Below are 15,821 nucleotides of genomic sequence, written 5' to 3'. Positions count from 1 at the left end.
CTGGCAGCGCCAATCGCTCAGGCTTGGTTGGCGCTGCTTGAAAGTGCCCTCAATACGGCCATGGCGCTCTGGGCCTCATCCACACCGACAAAGATGTGGTCATGGTAATAGGCCGCCACCACGTTGCAACTGATGCCGGCCTTGCCCAGCGCGGTGGCGAACGCGGCGGTCAGGCCAACGGCTTCGAGGGAGGAGTGGACGGTCAGGGTGATCCAGGCGCACACGTAGGTGTAGGGCAGTTGCATCGCGTCCGCGACCTTTCGCTCCAGGATGACCGTCCAGCCTTCGTGCTCCCTGAAGCTGCCGACAATGTTCAGGTCTTGTAGTTGTGAGGCGTCGGTGACCGTGGCAAAGACATACTCACCGTCATTGAGTACGGGTTTCATGGACTGGAGGAGTTTTTCAATCGAGGTTTCGCCATGCATCGTGTGGGCTCCTGGGGTGGTGAGCCGGCAGTCTAGAGCGTTCACCGGGGACGATTGAAATTAGCATTGCACGCAGGGCATTAGGACAATCGATGAGCCGGGTGTTTATCGACCCAGGCGTAATTTTTCCAGTGCCTCCAGGGCGGCCCGCAGTTCAGCGGATGACTGCGGCTTGTGCAGGTCGATGCCGGTTTCGCGCTCCAGCTGCTGGATAAGATCATCGCGCTTCATGTCGAACTTCTGCGCCACCAGCAGGGCGCATGAACGCGCGTGCGAGGCACGATGCGAGAAGGGCTGGTTTTCATCCAGCAGTTTTCTTCTGTGGGAGTTGAAGGACATTGTCTTGCCTGACTATCAATGGCCCATGCCGTCGTCAATAGAATGGGGGAAACATAGGGCGCAGACTTCTTCAATCGATGTGTTTGCGAAGGAAAAAACGCTTGTGGCCTGGAGGGAAATCGTCGAGATGCCCGAACTCGGTGAACCCATGTCGCTTGTAGAACTCAGGGGCCTGGAAATCGAACGTGTCGAGCCAGAGGCCGACACAGCCCCTCTCACGCGCGACATCCTCCGCCATGCGGATCAGGCGTGAGCCAGTGCCTTGACCTCTGGTCTGTTCAGGTATGGCGAGCAATTCGATAAAGAACCAGCGATAAAAAATCTCCCCATGAAGCCCGCCGATGATCTCGTCGGTAACCTCGTCACGCACCAGCAGAGCGATGCTCTCCGGCTTAGGATCGCCTGCACGGGAAGTGTTGTGAGCCCGCAAGGGCTTGAGGATGGCTGCGCGTTCTTCTTCTCCTGGCCCGACCATCATGTCTATTCGAATCGCCATTGCTAGTCCTTTAGGTCACGACGTTGGGGAATAAACCTTGGTATCCATCCTGTTGCGGATGGAGTACCGGCTGACACTCTACCGCAATGGACGGGTAAATGGTTCATGGTCCTGTGGCCGCTCAGCGCCACGTTGCCAGGCGTACCAGCGAGGGCAACAGCAGCGCCCAGATCGGCGCCAGCAGCAGGGCGGTGGTGACGGTGCCCAACGGCAGGTCGACCTGCGCCAGCCGGGCGCCGGCCAGGTAGGCCAGTGGTCCGCCCAACGCGCCGAACAGCGCCCCGCGCCAGAACGGCCAGCCGGCCCAGGCCAGGCTGTGGCGCAGGCCGCTGGCCAGCACCAGCCACAGCATCGCCAGCCACATGGGTAGAGGACGGCTGTCGAAAGCGAACACGCCAAGCGCGCCGAGCAGGCTATCCAGCAGGCAACCGGCCAGCGTTACGCGCAGTAGCGCCCGGGATTCGCCAGCGCGATCCCGGCACAGGAATACATGCGCCACCATGACCGGCGGCAGCACCAGCAACAACCAGGGCCATCGCGCCCCGAGCACGCACAGCCACCAGCCGGCCTGAAGCCACAGGGCATTGGCGATCAGCCAGCCACGGCGCATGGGTCAGTGCCCAGGCAACGGGGCGCGCCGAGCCAGGGGGCCGGCCCACAGCAACTGGGCGACGCCGATGGCGCGTTCCTCGAATCCGCCCTGGCAGTAGCACAAGTAGTACTCCCACAGTCGCTGGAACATGTCGTCGTAGCCGAGCGCCGCCAGCTCACCACGTGCCTGGCGCAGGTTGTCGCGCCAATGACGCAGGGTGCGTACATAGTCCAGGCCGAAGTCCTCCAGGTGCACGAGGTTCAGCCCTGTCTGGCGGCTGGCGGTGTCGAGCAGCACGCTCAGCGACGGCAGGGCGCCGCCGGGGAAGATGTAGCGCTGGATGAAGTCCACCGAGCGCCGGGCCTGGGCATAGCGCTGGTCGCGGATGGTGATGGCCTGCAGGAGCATCAGCCCGTCAGGTTTGAGCAGCGCGGCGCACTGGCGAAAGTACACGGGCAGGAAACGGTGGCCAACGGCTTCGATCATCTCGATCGAGACCAGTTTGTCGAAAGTTCCCTGCAGGTCGCGATAGTCCTGGCGCAACACCGTTACACGGTGTTCCAGCCCCAATGCCTGGACGCGCTGGAGGGTGAACGCATACTGGGCTTCGGAGAGCGTCGTGGTGGTGACCCGGCAACCGTGTCGGGTCGCGGCGTGGATCGCCAGGCTGCCCCAGCCGCTGCCGATCTCCAGCAGGTGATCCTGCGCACCCAGTTCGAGCTTGCGGCAGATCTGCTCCAGCTTGTTCAACTGGGCGTGCTCCAGGGGTTGCTCGGGGTGTTCGAAGCGGGCCGCCGAGTACATCATGGTCGGGTCGAGCAGGTGTTCGAACAGGACGTTGCCCAGGTCGTAGTGGGCCAGGATATTGCGTTTGGCGCCGCGCCGGGTGTTGCGGTTCAGGCGATGCAGCAGGCGCAGCAGGGGGCGTCCCAGCCGTGCCAGGCCACCTTCCAGGGCGTCCAGCACCTCCAGGTTGGCCACGAACAGGCGGGTCACGGCCGCCAGGTCCGGGCTGTGCCAGTAGCCGTGGATGTAGGCTTCGCCGGCACCGATCGAACCGTTGCCGGCCACCAGGTTCCAGGCCGCGCCTTCAAGGATCTCCACTTCGGCCAGCAACGGGCTGCCGGCGTCGCCGAAGCTCCATTGCTGTCCCCGCTCGCGCAGTCGCAGGTGGCCGTGGCGCAGCTTGCCCAGTTGCGCCAGCACCGCGCTGCGGGCCAGCCCACCCAACAGGGGGGTGAGGCCTGCGGATTTGCTGACGCTAAGGGTGGGGTTCGACATGATCGGGCTCCTCGCAGCGGTAGCCAAGCGCCAGGGCGCCCTGGCTGGCGGTGTGGTCGTGAATGGGGATGCGCTTGAGCAACAGGCGCAGGGCTTGCCAATAGATGGCCGAGACGGTGCGCAGGCTCATCCAGGGGAAGGACAGCAGGTATCGGTGCAGCGCGGCGCGGCCCAGCGGCTGGCGCCGCACGGCGAGGTCGGCTTCGAAGACTTTCTGACCGTCTCGCCAGTTCTCCATGTGTACGTGAATCCGTTGCGCATCCAGATGGAAACGCAGGTGGTAGTCCATGGCCATTGGCAGGAAGGGCGAGACGTGGAAGGCCTTGGCCATGACGAATGGCTGGTCTAGACCGTCCCGCACCGGCAGTACATAGTGGAAGCGCTCGCGCCATGGCGTATTGCGCACTTCCAGCAGGATCGCCGCCAGTTGTTCGTTACGGTCATGGCAGAAGTACAGGCTCACCGGGTTGAACGACAGTCCCCAACTGCGCAGTTGGGTCAGCAGACGCACCGGGCCCTCGGGAATCTGGCCGGTGGCTTGGCCGACCACCCGGCGGGCGGCCTGGGCCAGCGGCTCGCCGGTGCCGGTCAGCGCCGGCAGGTAGTCGGTCTCGCGCCAGCTCAACGGGGCCAATCGCCCGTGGCCTATCCAGCGCGACAGGCCCAGCAGCCAGGCCTGCTCGTCAAGGTCCAGGTAGAACATACCGATCCGGTAGCGGAAGGCATGCGGGCGGGGCCCCAGGCGCCGATGGCTGACCCAGCCCGGGCACAGGCTGCTGTTCACAGTTGCTCTCCGAAGTGTTCGGCGACCTTGAGCGCACTCACCACGCCGTCCTCGTGAAAGCCGTTGCCCCAGTAGGCGCCGCAGTAGTAGCTGTGGCGCTGGCCCTGCAGTTCGGCCTGGCGGGCCTGTGCGGCGGTGGCGGCGAGGCTGTACTGGGGGTGGGCGTACTGGTAACGGGCGATGATCTGCGTCGGGTCTACCTGAGCGGTCTGGTTGAGGCTGACACAGAAGGTCACCGGGGCCTGGATGCCCTGCAGTATGTTCATGTTGTAGGTCAGCGCTGCCGGAGCCTGTTCGGGGCCGCCCAGGCGGTAGTTCCAGCTGGCCCAGGCCTTGCGCCGGCGCGGCAGCAGGCGGGTGTCGGTGTGCAGCAGCACGTCGTTGCTGGCGTAGGTGATGGCCCCGAGCACCGCGCGCTCCTGGGCGCTGGGCGCCTCCAGCAAGGCCAGGGCCTGGTCGCTGTGGCAGGCGAACACCACGTTGTCGAAGCGCTCGCTACCGGCCTTGCTGAACAGGGTGACACCGCCTTCGTCGCGGCTCACCCGGTCGACCTTGCACGCCAGGCGGATGCGCTCGGCGAACGGCCGGCACAGCGGTGCGACATAGCTGTGCGAACCACCTTCGACGACCCGCCACTGCGGACGTCGGTTCACCGACAGCAGTCCATGGTTGCGGCAAAAGCGCACGAAGAACTGCAAGGGAAAACCGAGCATGTCCGCCCGTGACATCGACCAGATCGCCGAGCCCATCGGCACGATGTAGTGCTCGACGAAGCGCCGGCCATAGCCCTGTGCCTGGAGATAGCCGCCCAAGGTGGTGGAAGGGTCTATTCGCCCGCGGTCCAGGTCGGCCAGGGCCTGGCGGTTGAAACGCAGGATGTCGCGCAGCATGCCCCAGAACCCCGGCGACACCAGGTTGCGCCGTTGCGCGAACAGGGTGTCGAGGTCGTGGCCGTTGTATTCGAGGCCACTGCTCGGGTCATGCACCGAGAAGCTCATCTGGGTCGGTCGCGAGGCAACGCCGAGCTGGTCGAGCAGGCGGATGAAGTTCGGGTAGGTCCAGTCGTTGAACACGATGAAACCGGTATCCACCGCATGGCGCTCGCCGTGCCAGGGCACTTCGACGGTATGGGTGTGGCCACCGATCCAGTCGTCAGCCTCGAACACCGTGACTTCGTGGCGGCGCGACAGCAGGTGGGCGCAGGTCAGGCCGGCGATGCCGCTGCCTATGATCGCGATACGCATGTTGGGCTATTCCTGTGGCCGTCTTGCCAGGCGTCGACCCAGCGCCAGGCGCCAACGCGGCGGCAGCGCGCCGAGCAGGCGCAGGGCCAGGGTGAACGCAGCGGGGAAGTTGATTTCCAGTGGCCGCCCGGGCAGGCGCCGGGCGATATGGCGGGCGGCGCGTTGCGCCGTCCAGCGCTGGGGCATGGGGAAGTCGTTACGCCGGGTCAGAGGCGTGTCGACGAAGCCGGGGCTGATCAGGGTGACATCGATGCCTTCGTTGGCCAGGTCGATACGCAGCGATTCGACCAGGTAACGCACGGCGGCCTTGGACGCGCCATAGGCACCGGCTCGGGGCAGGGCTAGCCAGGCCACCGAGCTGCCCATCACCACCACATGCGGGCGTTCGCCACGGCGCAGCAAGGGCAGGGCGGCGGCCAGGCAATGGCACAGGCCCAGCAGGTTGATGCGCATCACACGTTCGACCAGGTCAGGGTCGAATCGACCTGGCTCCAGATATTCGCAGGTCCCGGCGTTGAGGATGACCCCGTCCAGCGCGCCCCAGGTCTGCTGCAGTTCGTCGGCGATCAATGCCAGCCGTTCACCGTCTTCGATGTCGCCAAGAGCCACCAGTGCCTGCTCGGGAAAGCGTGCGACCAGGGGCGCCAGGCGTTCGGCGCAGCGGCCTCCCAAGGCCACCCGGTGCCCCTGTTCCAGCAATTGCACAGCCAGTGCGGCGCCGATGCCACTGCTGGCGCCGGTCAGCCAGTAGCGGCTCATGCCAGCCGGCCCTTGAGCCAGCGAATGGCGCCGCCCATGACCGGGACATGTTCATACAGCAGCGCGCCAGCGTCGAAGTAATCCTGGTGAACCTGTACCCGCTGCTGCCATTGCAGGTGGCTGCAGCCTTGCAGACTGATGGGACGGCCACTGGCGAGGCGCGGATGTCTAAAGTGCAGGGTCCAGCGCAGGTAGCCCTGTCCGGGCCGGACCTCGTCGGCGCCGGTGAAGGCATAGCGGATATCGTGGACGTTGGCGTAGAGCTGGGCGAAGTACGCCTGCAGTGCCGGCAGGCCATCGATCTGGTGCAGCGGGTCGCGAAAGCGGATGTCTTCGCTGTACAGGTTTTCCAGCGAATCAAGATTGCCTGCCTGCAAGCGGGCAAAGTGATGGGCGAACTGCAGCAGGTAGTCTGACATACGCGGCTCCGGGCAATCCTGTACAACGATGACAAGTTGTACAGGTATGACTGAAGCCTAGGACTAAAATTGTACAAATACAACTATCTTGTACAGCTTTTTCAATCAGCGTCCCGTCGCCTCCAGCGCCTGGCGCAGGCGCGCAACCTCCGCCTCCAGTTCACGTACTTTCTCCTCGGCGGCCACCTGGGCGGTGACATCGCGCTGGATACCGATGTAGTAGGTCAACTGGTCGGCTTCATTGCGTACCGGGGTGATCGACAGCTCGTTCCAGAACGGGCTGCCATCCTTGCGGTAGTTGCGCAGCACCTGGCGGCATGGGCGACCGGCGCGGATCGCCTGCGCGATGGCGGCGACGCTCGGCTGGTCATGGTCGGCGCCCTGGAGAAACCGGCAGTCCTGGTAGAGGATATCGTCCGTGGTATAGCCGGTGAGCCGTTCAAACGCCGGGTTGACATAGATGAGAATGCTGTCGTTGCCCTCCTGCTCGGCGACGACGATGCCATCGTTGGACTGTTCGACCATCAGTTGCAGGAGTTTCGCGTTGATCATGGTGCTCACCTGTCGGAACGTGGATGCAAATGCGCAGCGTAGCTACCGTGCGAGAGCCTCGGGCGCGTTTGCCGACCATGATGACCCAAGCAGGCTCGCCGCAACAGGTGCCCATGGGTTTAGAATGTGCTCACATCCATTTGAACCCTGGCCATGACCGACACCCCTTCCTTCGACTTGCTGCCCATGCGCGACGTGGTCAGCCTGACCGGCATCAACCCCGTGACATTGCGGGCCTGGGAGCGCCGCCATGGCCTGATCAGCCCACAGCGCACCGAAGGCGGCCACCGGCTCTACACGGCCCGGGATGTCCAGCGCATTCGCGACATCCTGCGCTGGACCGGCAACGGCGTGCCCATCAGCAAGGTCGGCGGGCTGCTCGCCGGCCAGCCCGAAGCGCCCCCCACGCAGGACGATGCCTTTCACGATTGGCGCCTGGCCGTTGTTCGGGCAACCAAGGCATTCGACGCGCAGGCGCTGGAAGGCATTCATGGGCAGCTGTTCACGCTGCTACCCAAGGCCACGGTGATGCATGAGGTGTTCATGCCGGTGTGGCGTGAGCTGGCCGAGGGCGAGTCTTTCGGCGAGCGCAGCCAGTGGCTGTTCCTGGACACCTTCCTGCGCGCCCGGCTGCTACTGCGCCTGCATATGAACCAGGCCGATGCGCCACGGGTGCTGCTGGCCGGCGCCGAGGGCCTGGCTGACCTGCAGTTGCTGTGTGCCGGCCTGCTGCTGAGCGATCGAAGGCAACGCATTGAAGTGCTGGGGTGTGGCCAGCCGCTTGAGGAGCTGGCGTTGGTGTGCGGAGCAATCCAGCCCGCGGTGCTGGTGGTCGCGGTGCAGGGGCCGGTAAGCGCGGCCTTGGCGAAACGGCTGCGTTCGTTGCAGATGGAGATCCCTTGCCCGCTGGCCTTGGTGGGGGAGGGGTTGGGCGCTTCGCAGGAGGTGTTGCAGGGGATTCCGATGTGTCTGCTGGATGAGCGCGATCCGCAGGCGCCCGGCGTGCTCGATGCTCTGCTCAGGGGCGCCCTGGACCTGTAACGGCTCCCTACAGCGCTTTCATCTGCGCAATATCCCGCGCCACTTGATCCGCAGAACGGTCGAACATCGCCTGCTCCTGCGCATCCAGCGGCAGTTCGATCACCTGCGTGATACCTGCGTCCGAGAGCACGCAGGGAACCCCCATGGCAATATCCGTGCGCCCGTACTCGCCCTCTAGAATCGCGACCGCCGGCAGGATGCGGCTGCGCCCGTTGGCAATCGCATCCACCATTTGCGCAATCGCCACGCCCGGCGCATCGCAGGCGCTGCCGACCTTCTTCAGGGCAAGGATCTCGCCGCCACCTTTGCGGGTACGCTCAACGATCTGCTCGATCTGCTCACTGGACAGCAAGTGCGCCAGCGGCACCGCACCGACCGTGCAATAGCGCATCAACGGTACCATGCTGTCGCCGTGCCCGCCCAGGACCAGCGCCGTGATATCCCGTGCCGAAAACCCGGTCTGCTCGGCAATGAAACACTTCATGCGCGCGGTATCCAGCACCCCAGCCTGGCCGAACACCTTGTTGCGGCTCAGGCCACTGAGGCTCCAGGCCCGATAGGTAAGCACGTCGACCGGGTTCGACACCACCAGCACCGTCGCGCTCGGCGCATGCTGTTTCACATCGCGCATGATGCCATCGAGTATCGGCAGGTTGGTGGCCAGGACATCCTGGCGCGACTGGCCAGGCTTGCGCGGTACGCCGGCGGTGATCACCACCAGGTCGCAACCCTGCAGCAACCGGGCATCCGACCCGCCGTGCACCTTGGTATCAGAGCCTGACTCCACCGCCGCCTGCCAGACATCCAGCGCCTTGCCCTGCGCCAGCTCGCCCTGGACGTCGATCAGCGCCAGTTCACGGCAGAGGGCTTCCCGGGCGATGACCTGGGCCGCTGCCTCACCGACGATACCGGCACCCACGATTGATAGTTTGTTCATCTCGCACCTCCTCGCGGCTTGCGTCATCAGTGACACGCTCGCCTGTACAGGGAAGTATTGACCGCCCTTGGTAAAGGGCTACACATTAGTCACTGCCAGCCAGCTGGACGCCAATTCCCATCACCTTGAAAGGCCTGCCCCTCAGAGCACTTTGACCGCCCGTCCGATGAACTGCACAGGCCCGGTCGGAAGTCCGCTGGCAGAGCCACCCACATTCTCCAGGGTCAGCTCGAACAACTGGTTGGGCTCAACCGCAGGCAGGCGCTCCAGCGGCACGGTGACCTGCTCCCCGGGCTTGATCAGCCCGAGCGAGATGGGTGCTGGCCATTGTTCACCCTTGGTCCAGAACTGCAGGACCTTATCTCCGGGGACCTCGGACTTGCCCAAGGGAATCAACTGGACCTTGTCAGGGCCACGGGCCTGGACTACCCAGCCAGGTGCCTGGGTGGCGGGTGCCACCAGCACGACCATATAGGTGGTGGCAGGCGACTGAACCGTCAGCAGTGCAACACCCAGCAACAAGCTGGCTGCAAGGCTGGCAGCGGCCAGCCCTTGCCACAGCCCCAGGCGTCGCCACCATGTGGGCTGGGCAGGGCAGTCGCCCAGGCTACGGTTGATCCGTTGCCACAGTCTGGGACTGGGCGGCAGGGGCGCGGCCAGCGCGTTCAACCCCAGCAGCCGCTGCTCCCAGGCGTCCACGGCGTCACGCAGTGCACGGTCGCTATCCAGGCGCCTGAGCACGCTATCCTGCTGCTCGGCCGACAACGTGCCCAGCACATACTCGCCGGCCAGTTGCTCGAGATCATCGGTGCTTTTGCTACCCGGCTCGTTGTTCATCCCATGCACTCCCGCAGCGCCTTGAGGCTGCGTTTTATCCACGACTTGACCGTGCCCAGCGGGGTGTCGAGCAAGCGGGCGATCTCGGCATGGCTGCAGCCGTCGACGTAGGCATGCAGGATGCAGCGGCGCGGCGCGGTGTCGAGCTGGTCGAGGCAGCGGTCAATCCTCGGCGAATCGGCTTGCATGATCATGTCTTCGTGATAAGGCGCGATATCGGCATCGTCGAGCACGACCTCACGGCGGGTATCGCGCACGAAGTTCAAGGCCAGGTGCCGGGTCAGGCTGTACACCCAGCCACGCGCCGAGCCACGTGCCGGATCGAAGCTGTCCGCGCGGGTCCAGATGCGGATGAAGGCGTCATGGACGATGTCCTCGGCGGTGGCGTGGTCGCGGGCGATGCGCCGGGCCACGCCGAGCAGCCGGGCACCCTCCTGGTCGTAAAGCGCCTGCAGGGCGCCGCGATCGCCCCTGGCACAGGCCTGGAGACAGCGCTCGTAGTCGAATGGCGTCGTGGGCAGGTTCAAGGTCGGGCCGATCCTCATGCTATCGGGAGCCCCGGCCGGTCGGCCGGGGACTGTCGATGAGCGTAGCTCAAGGGTGCTGGCGCGCCTTGCGCACAGGCCCTCAGTTGGCGGCCCAGAAGATGTAGTCGGCCTGGTACTTGACGATCTGCTTCTCGCCCTTGTTCTGCGCCGTGCAGGCGGTCTGCGGGGCGACACCGCCACGGGTGGCCAGGCGCTGGACGAAGCTGACGCCGCTCATGGCGCCCTTGCCCTCGGCGGGATTGGCCTTGACCAGCTGGTACGGCAGGTCACCCTTGGCCGCCGGGGCAATGGCCAGCTGCGTGCCGGTGATCTTCGAGCCGTCCTTGGCCTGCCAGGTGGCGGGCGGGCCGAAGTAGTCGCCCACGGCCTTGCCGGTCCGGTCCTTGAGCACGGCCTTCGGGCCGACGAAGGTCCATTCGGTTTGGCCAGGGGCATCGGGCTTGTCGCGGCATTCGTAGGTGATCTCGCCGACACCGACGGTTTCCAGCGCTACCTTGTGGCCGTCCGGCACCTTGACGGCATCGGGGACCCCGGTCTGGGCGTGGGCGGTCGGCAGCAGCATGAGCATGGCTAGGGCGAGGCCGCAGGCGGGCAGGAACGAAACGTGTGCGATGTTCATCGAGCGATCTCCTGGTGGGGACATGGCAGGGCATTCAGGTGTTGCCCTGAGGTGAGTACCCACCAGCACGCGATTTGGATGCACTCAGATGAAAAAAAGAGCCTTGGCCGACAGCGCGCATGGTGGCCAGCGCTCTTCCTCCGAGGTCGAGCGCTCATCGGGCAATGGCGTTTTTTTACGCTTTCTTTATGCCGGCCTTTGCAGGTTGAGAAGATACTGGCGCGGCTTTTTCTGTCCCCCGCCTGCCTGCCCGCATTCAGTGTTTACGCAATACTGACGAGACGTTACCTGTGAGCCAATCCGCAATCGTTGAAAACCCGTCCCACGCCAACAAGAGCACAGGCGTCGGCCTGCTGGTCGCCGCCGTCGGGGTCGTCTATGGCGACATCGGCACCAGTCCCCTGTACACACTCAAGGAGGTGTTCTCCGGCCATTTCGGCGTGCAGGCCAACCTCGAGGGAGTGCTGGGCATCCTGTCGCTGGTGTTCTGGTCGCTGATCTGGGTGGTGTCGGTGAAATACGTCCTGTTCATCCTGCGCGCCAGCAACCAGGGCGAGGGCGGGATCATGGCGCTGACCGCGCTGGCCAGGCGGGCGGCACGTCCTTATCCGCGGCTGAGCAAGGTGCTGGTGCTGCTGGGGCTGTTCGGCGCAGCGCTGTTCTACGGCGACAGCATGATCACCCCGGCGATCTCCGTGCTGTCGGCGGTGGAAGGCCTGCAACTGGGCATCGATGGCATCGAGCACTGGGTAGTGCCCCTGGCGGTGGTGGTCCTGGTCGGGCTGTTCATCATCCAGAAGCACGGCACGGCGCGCATCGGCATACTGTTCGGGCCGGTGATGGTGCTGTGGTTCGTGGTGCTGGGGGCGCTCGGCATCCATGGCATCGTGCAGCGGCCCGAGGTGCTGCAGGCGCTGAACCCGTCCTGGGCGGCGCACTTCTTCGTGGCTCATCCGGGCATCGGCGTGGCGATCCTGGGCGCCGTGGTGCTGGCCTTGACCGGTGCCGAGGCGCTCTACGCCGACATGGGACACTTCGGCCGCAAGCCGATTTCCCGCGCCTGGTTCATGCTGGTGTTGCCGGGTCTGGTGCTGAACTATTTCGGCCAGGGCGCGCTGATCCTCGACAACCCGGCGGCGGTGCGCAACCCGTTCTACCTGCTGGCCCCGGAGTGGGGGCTGCTGCCGATGGTCGCGCTGGCCACCCTGGCCACCATCATTGCCTCACAGGCGGTGATCTCCGGCGCTTTCTCGCTGACCCGCCAGGCCATCCAGCTGGGCTATGTGCCGCGCATGTTCATCCAGCACACCTCCAGCGAAGAGCAGGGCCAGATCTATATTGGCATGGTCAACTGGGCGCTGATGGTCGGCGTGGTGTTGCTGGTGGTCGGTTTCGAGTCGTCCAGCGCCCTGGCTGCGGCCTATGGCGTCGCGGTGACCGGCACCATTCTGATTACCACGCTGCTGGCCTCGGCGGTGGTGCTGTTGCTATGGAAGGCCCCGCGCTGGCTGGCCATTCCCTTGCTGCTGGGCTTCCTGCTGGTGGACGGCCTGTACTTCGCCGCCAACGCGCCGAAGATCCTGCAGGGCGGCGCCTTCCCGGTGATCGCCGGCCTGGCGCTGTTCGTGCTGATGACCACCTGGAAGCGTGGGCGCAGCATCATCGTCGAACGCCTGGATGAAACCGCCTTGCCGCTGCCCTTGTTCATCGCCAGCGTGCAGGCGCAGCCGCCTCATCGCGTGCAGGGCACGGCGGTGTTCCTCACCGCCCGCTCCGATGCGGTGCCTCACGCGCTGTTGCACAACCTGCTGCACAACCAGGTGCTGCACGAGCAGGTGGTGCTGCTGACGGTGGTGTCGGAGGATTCGCCGCGGGTGACGCAGGACAAGCGCTTCGAGGTCGAGGCCTTCGGCCAGGGCTTCTTCAGGGTCAACCTGCACTTCGGCTTCATGGAGGAGCCTGACGTGCCCCTGGCGCTCAGCCATAGCAGCACGGCCGAGCTGGACTTCAGCCCCATGCGCACCACCTACTTCCTGAGCCGGGAAACCGTGGTGCCGACCAAGCGGATCGGCATGGCCAAGTGGCGCGAGCACTTGTTCGCCTTCTTGTTGAAGAACGCCAACAGCAACTTGCGGTATTTCAAGCTGCCGCTGAACAGGGTGATCGAGCTGGGGACCCAGGTCGAGATGTGAAGGGGGGCTCAAGGGGGCGGTGGTCCGCGATGACTGCGAGGGGCGAGCGCTTCCTCCCGAGCAATAGCATGAATCAAGCCCGCAGCAGATGAACAGCCAGCCCGGCCACGGCGCAGGCAAACAGCACCTGAATCACCCCCCGCTTGAAGCGGAACAAGGCGACTGCCGCAGCAAACGCGATCACCGCTGAGGGCCAGTCGAATGCCCCACTGAAACCCTTTGGCCAAAGCACGTGGTAGCCAAAGAACAGGGCCAGGTTCAGGATCACGCCCACGACCGCCGCGGTGATGCCGGTCAGCGGTGCGGTGAACTTCATCTCGTTGTGCGTCGACTCCACCAACGGGCCACCGGCGAGGATGAAGAGGAATGATGGCAGGAACGTGAACCAGGTGACCAGGCTCGCCGCGACCGCACCGGCGAGAAACGGGTGCTCGGTACCGAACATGGGATGCACGTAGCCCCCAACGAAACCGACAAAGGCGACCACCATGATCAGTGGTCCCGGCGTCGTTTCTCCCAAGGCGAGGCCATCGATCATCTGGGTCGGCGTCAGCCAGCCGTAGTGTCCGACAGCGCCCTGGTAGACATAGGGCAGCACCGCGTAGGCACCACCAAAGGTCAGCAGTGCGGCCTTGGTGAAGAACCAGCCCATCTGTGGCAGGGTTGCGCCCCAGCCAAACGACAGCGTCAGCAGCCCCATGGGCAGGACCCAGAGTGCGGCACCGACCACAAGCAGGCGCAACAGGTGCCCCCAACCGAATCGGGCGTGCGTGGGAGCCGGGGTGTCGTCATCGATCAGTGCCGGGCCATGGTTATGCTTTGCGGTTCCGTGACCGCCACCGATCACGAACTGGGCTGGGGCAAGGCGGCCTCCCACATAACCGATGATCGCGGCCACCAGCACGATCAGCGGGAACGGCACGTTGAGGGCGAAGATGGCAACGAACGAGGCGCCGGCCATGGCCCATAACCAGCCATGCTTCAACGCGCGCGAACCGATCCGGTGGGCTGCGTGGACGACGATTGCCGTGACCGCCGGCTTGATGCCATAGAAGATCCCTGCCACTACCGGGACCTCACCGAAGGCGATATAGACCCAGGACAGACCGATCAGGATGAACAGTGAAGGCAATACGAACAACGCGCCGGCAATCACCCCGCCCCAGGAGCGGTGCATGAGCCAGCCGATGTAGGTGGCCAACTGCTGAGCCTCAGGGCCGGGCAACAACATGCAGTAATTCAGCGCATGCAAGAACCGCTTCTCGCTGATCCAGCGCCGGCGCTCGACCAGCTCCTGATGCATGATCGAGATCTGCCCGGCGGGCCCGCCGAAACTGATGAATCCCAACTTGAGCCAGAACAGGAAGGCTTCATACAAACTGACCGGCTGCCGGGTGTCTTGCGAAGGTGGCTGTGTGCTCACAGCGGAGGGAGTATCAACCATTTTGAGCTTCCTCACTTGCGAACGCCGCCAGCAGGCCATCGAAAATGTCCTCGGCTACCGTTTTCAGTTGATCGTCATCGCCGACATTTTCTCTCAAGCCCGCGAGCATACGCGTTTTCAGAGGCCGCATTCCAGCGCGGGCAGCGTCGATCGTGAGCAGGTGTCTTAGAACGATTATGAGGAAAACTAAAGATCAGCTTAAAATAAATGAGCTTTCCTCAAGGTGTTCATCTGCTGACAATCCCCCCATTGAATTTTTCCTTCGAAGCCGGGCAAGCCGGAAGACTTTTCAGGATCTACTTCGGGAATGAGGGTACCGGGTCACAATGAATAAAGAATTTACCTTCGCGATTAGTAGTATTCGTTTCGACGAAGACTATCGACCTGCGGACAACACGCGCATCACCACCAACTTTGCCAACCTGGCCAGGGGCGAGAGCCGTCAGCAAAACCTGCGTAACACGCTGGCGATGATCGACAATCGCTTCAATGCCCTGGCGCATTGGGACAACCCCAAGGGTGACCGTTATTCGGTAGAGCTCGATATCGTTTCCGTCGAGATGAAGATCGCGGATGAACAGACGGGCGATGCCTTGCCGTTGATTGAAATCCTGAAAACCAGCATTGTCGATCACAAGACCCACGAGCGCATCGAAGGCATTGTCGGGAACAATTTCTCCTCGTACGTGCGGGACTATGACTTCAGCGTGCTGTTGCTGGACCACAACAAGGGGCAGTCCGGCTTCAGCACGCCGCAGGCATTTGGCGAACTGCACGGGAAACTGTTCAAGTGCTTCGTGAACTCGAGCACTTTCAGGGAGCATTTCAACAAACTGCCGGTCATCTGCCTGAGCGTTTCGAGCAGCAAGACCTACCATCGCACTGAAAATCAGCACCCGGTCCTGGGTTATGAATACCAGCAGGATGAGTACTCATTGACCGATGAGTACTTCGCCAAGATGGGCCTGAAGGTGCGCTACTTCATGCCGCCGAACAGCGTCGCGCCGTTGGCGTTCTATTTTGCCGGCGACTTGCTGGGTGATTACACCAACCTGGAACTGATCAGCACCATCAGCACGATGGACACCTTCCAGAAGATCTACCGCCCCGAGATCTACAACGCGAACTCGGCGGCAGGCAAGTCCTATCAGCCCAGCCTGAAGCACCAGGACTACTCGTTGACTCGAATTGTCTACGACCGCGAAGAGCGCAGCCGTCTGGCCATAGAGCAAGGCAAGTTTGCCGAAGAACAATTTATCAAGCCGTACCACGCTGTGCTGCAGCAATGGTCCGCTCATTACGCTGTTTGATC

General features: G+C 63.8%; 19 protein-coding genes. 4 read left to right on the top strand and 15 right to left on the bottom strand.

Translation table 11 applies throughout. From position 1 onward, the window contains the following. Positions 1-17 precede the first annotated feature (17 nt). The 10 genes from CC207_RS11695 to CC207_RS11650 all read right to left on the bottom strand — a co-directional run bounded on the left by CC207_RS11695 (position 18) and on the right by CC207_RS11650 (position 6,891). Positions 18-425, bottom strand: a complete 408-nt coding sequence (locus tag CC207_RS11695; RefSeq protein ID WP_028689293.1) for an ACT domain-containing protein — start codon at positions 423-425, stop codon at positions 18-20. A 105-nt stretch (positions 426-530) separates the two neighbouring features. Further along, complete coding sequence (locus CC207_RS11690; RefSeq protein ID WP_088852138.1) at positions 531-764, bottom strand: hypothetical protein; 234 nt, start codon at positions 762-764, stop codon at positions 531-533. Positions 765-834: 70 nt separating this feature from the next. After that, entirely contained in the window at positions 835-1,260 is a 426-nt protein-coding gene (locus tag CC207_RS11685; protein WP_088852137.1) for a GNAT family N-acetyltransferase, read from the bottom strand. 121 nt (positions 1,261-1,381) lie between these two features. Then, entirely contained in the window at positions 1,382-1,870 is a 489-nt protein-coding gene (locus tag CC207_RS11680; protein WP_088852136.1) for a DUF2878 domain-containing protein, read from the bottom strand. A 3-nt stretch (positions 1,871-1,873) separates the two neighbouring features. Beyond that, a complete protein-coding gene (locus tag CC207_RS11675; protein ID WP_088852135.1) occupies positions 1,874-3,133 on the bottom strand; it encodes a cyclopropane-fatty-acyl-phospholipid synthase family protein in 1,260 nt (419 codons plus the stop codon). After that, the gene (locus tag CC207_RS11670) at positions 3,114-3,917 is read right to left on the bottom strand and encodes a DUF1365 domain-containing protein (RefSeq protein ID WP_088852134.1); all 804 of its coding nucleotides are present in this window, start codon (positions 3,915-3,917) and stop codon (positions 3,114-3,116) included. Before CC207_RS11670 ends, CC207_RS11675 begins: the two co-directional genes overlap by 20 nt. Then, positions 3,914-5,161, bottom strand: coding sequence for an NAD(P)/FAD-dependent oxidoreductase (locus CC207_RS11665; RefSeq protein ID WP_088852133.1), 1,248 nt, complete (start codon positions 5,159-5,161; stop codon positions 3,914-3,916). Before CC207_RS11665 ends, CC207_RS11670 begins: the two co-directional genes overlap by 4 nt. A 6-nt stretch (positions 5,162-5,167) precedes the next feature. Next, positions 5,168-5,920: an SDR family oxidoreductase gene (locus CC207_RS11660; protein WP_062364420.1), complete on the bottom strand. Its 753-nt coding sequence runs from the start codon at positions 5,918-5,920 to the stop codon at positions 5,168-5,170. Then, on the bottom strand, positions 5,917-6,339 hold the full coding sequence (locus CC207_RS11655; protein ID WP_088852132.1) for a nuclear transport factor 2 family protein: 423 nt from the start codon (positions 6,337-6,339) through the stop codon (positions 5,917-5,919). Before CC207_RS11655 ends, CC207_RS11660 begins: the two co-directional genes overlap by 4 nt. Before the next feature lie 105 nt (positions 6,340-6,444). Further along, positions 6,445-6,891, bottom strand: coding sequence for a PAS sensor domain-containing protein (locus CC207_RS11650; protein ID WP_028689300.1), 447 nt, complete (start codon positions 6,889-6,891; stop codon positions 6,445-6,447). 153 nt (positions 6,892-7,044) lie between these two features. On the opposite strand from CC207_RS11650, the gene CC207_RS11645 reads away from it, so the two are divergent. Next, entirely contained in the window at positions 7,045-7,932 is an 888-nt protein-coding gene (locus CC207_RS11645) for a MerR family transcriptional regulator (RefSeq protein WP_256582067.1), read from the top strand. A 7-nt stretch (positions 7,933-7,939) separates the two neighbouring features. Here CC207_RS11645 and CC207_RS11640 read toward each other — a convergent pair whose 3' ends face one another. The 4 genes from CC207_RS11640 to CC207_RS11625 all read right to left on the bottom strand — a co-directional run bounded on the left by CC207_RS11640 (position 7,940) and on the right by CC207_RS11625 (position 10,822). Further along, positions 7,940-8,869, bottom strand: a complete 930-nt coding sequence (locus CC207_RS11640) for a malate dehydrogenase (protein WP_028689302.1) — start codon at positions 8,867-8,869, stop codon at positions 7,940-7,942. Between the two features lie 141 nt (positions 8,870-9,010). Next, a complete protein-coding gene (locus CC207_RS11635; RefSeq protein WP_028689303.1) occupies positions 9,011-9,706 on the bottom strand; it encodes an anti-sigma factor domain-containing protein in 696 nt (231 codons plus the stop codon). Continuing rightward, complete coding sequence (locus tag CC207_RS11630; RefSeq protein WP_028689304.1) at positions 9,703-10,233, bottom strand: sigma-70 family RNA polymerase sigma factor; 531 nt, start codon at positions 10,231-10,233, stop codon at positions 9,703-9,705. The genes CC207_RS11635 and CC207_RS11630 overlap by 4 nt, the downstream gene beginning before the upstream one ends. Positions 10,234-10,333: 100 nt before the next feature. Next, positions 10,334-10,822 (bottom strand): DUF3455 domain-containing protein, encoded by a 489-nt coding sequence (locus tag CC207_RS11625; protein ID WP_371916446.1) that lies wholly within the window; start codon positions 10,820-10,822, stop codon positions 10,334-10,336. Between the two features lie 341 nt (positions 10,823-11,163). On the opposite strand from CC207_RS11625, the gene CC207_RS11620 reads away from it, so the two are divergent. Further along, the gene (locus tag CC207_RS11620; protein WP_178080966.1) at positions 11,164-13,065 is read left to right on the top strand and encodes a potassium transporter Kup; all 1,902 of its coding nucleotides are present in this window, start codon (positions 11,164-11,166) and stop codon (positions 13,063-13,065) included. 73 nt (positions 13,066-13,138) lie between these two features. Here the strand turns inward: CC207_RS11620 and chrA are convergent, their stop codons facing one another. Beyond that, complete coding sequence (gene chrA / locus CC207_RS11615; RefSeq protein WP_028689307.1) at positions 13,139-14,509, bottom strand: chromate efflux transporter; 1,371 nt, start codon at positions 14,507-14,509, stop codon at positions 13,139-13,141. A gap of 1 nt (position 14,510) precedes the next feature. Here chrA and CC207_RS27000 point away from each other — a divergent pair, with 1 nt between their 5' ends. Both CC207_RS27000 and CC207_RS11610 read left to right on the top strand, forming a co-directional pair. Then, a complete protein-coding gene (locus CC207_RS27000; protein WP_155952661.1) occupies positions 14,511-14,678 on the top strand; it encodes a hypothetical protein in 168 nt (55 codons plus the stop codon). Positions 14,679-14,835: 157 nt separating this feature from the next. Beyond that, the gene (locus CC207_RS11610) at positions 14,836-15,819 is read left to right on the top strand and encodes a DUF1852 domain-containing protein (RefSeq protein WP_028689308.1); all 984 of its coding nucleotides are present in this window, start codon (positions 14,836-14,838) and stop codon (positions 15,817-15,819) included. Positions 15,820-15,821: the final 2 nt, after the last annotated feature.

Source organism: Pseudomonas sp. DrBHI1 (assembly GCF_002205115.1).
Lineage (GTDB): Bacteria > Pseudomonadota > Gammaproteobacteria > Pseudomonadales > Pseudomonadaceae > Aquipseudomonas > Aquipseudomonas mosselii.
This window is presented reverse-complemented; position numbering and strand designations above follow the sequence as displayed.

Bases quoted from the DNA above. Each gene is read 5' to 3' on its own strand.
- CC207_RS11695 (WP_028689293.1), bottom strand. From the start codon at position 425: ATGCATGGCGAAACCTCGATTGAAAAACTCCTCCAGTCCATGAAACCC.
- CC207_RS11690 (WP_088852138.1), bottom strand. From the start codon at position 764: ATGTCCTTCAACTCCCACAGAAGAAAACTGCTGGATGAAAACCAGCCC.
- CC207_RS11685 (WP_088852137.1), bottom strand. From the start codon at position 1,260: ATGGCGATTCGAATAGACATGATGGTCGGGCCAGGAGAAGAAGAACGC.
- CC207_RS11680 (WP_088852136.1), bottom strand. From the start codon at position 1,870: ATGCGCCGTGGCTGGCTGATCGCCAATGCCCTGTGGCTTCAGGCCGGC.
- CC207_RS11675 (WP_088852135.1), bottom strand. From the start codon at position 3,133: ATGTCGAACCCCACCCTTAGCGTCAGCAAATCCGCAGGCCTCACCCCC.
- CC207_RS11665 (WP_088852133.1), bottom strand. From the start codon at position 5,161: ATGCGTATCGCGATCATAGGCAGCGGCATCGCCGGCCTGACCTGCGCC.
- CC207_RS11660 (WP_062364420.1), bottom strand. From the start codon at position 5,920: ATGAGCCGCTACTGGCTGACCGGCGCCAGCAGTGGCATCGGCGCCGCA.
- CC207_RS11655 (WP_088852132.1), bottom strand. From the start codon at position 6,339: ATGTCAGACTACCTGCTGCAGTTCGCCCATCACTTTGCCCGCTTGCAG.
- CC207_RS11650 (WP_028689300.1), bottom strand. From the start codon at position 6,891: ATGATCAACGCGAAACTCCTGCAACTGATGGTCGAACAGTCCAACGAT.
- CC207_RS11645 (WP_256582067.1), top strand. From the start codon at position 7,045: ATGACCGACACCCCTTCCTTCGACTTGCTGCCCATGCGCGACGTGGTC.
- CC207_RS11640 (WP_028689302.1), bottom strand. From the start codon at position 8,869: ATGAACAAACTATCAATCGTGGGTGCCGGTATCGTCGGTGAGGCAGCG.
- CC207_RS11635 (WP_028689303.1), bottom strand. From the start codon at position 9,706: ATGAACAACGAGCCGGGTAGCAAAAGCACCGATGATCTCGAGCAACTG.
- CC207_RS11625 (WP_371916446.1), bottom strand. From the start codon at position 10,822: ATGCTCATGCTGCTGCCGACCGCCCACGCCCAGACCGGGGTCCCCGAT.
- chrA (WP_028689307.1), bottom strand. From the start codon at position 14,509: ATGGTTGATACTCCCTCCGCTGTGAGCACACAGCCACCTTCGCAAGAC.
- CC207_RS11610 (WP_028689308.1), top strand. From the start codon at position 14,836: ATGAATAAAGAATTTACCTTCGCGATTAGTAGTATTCGTTTCGACGAA.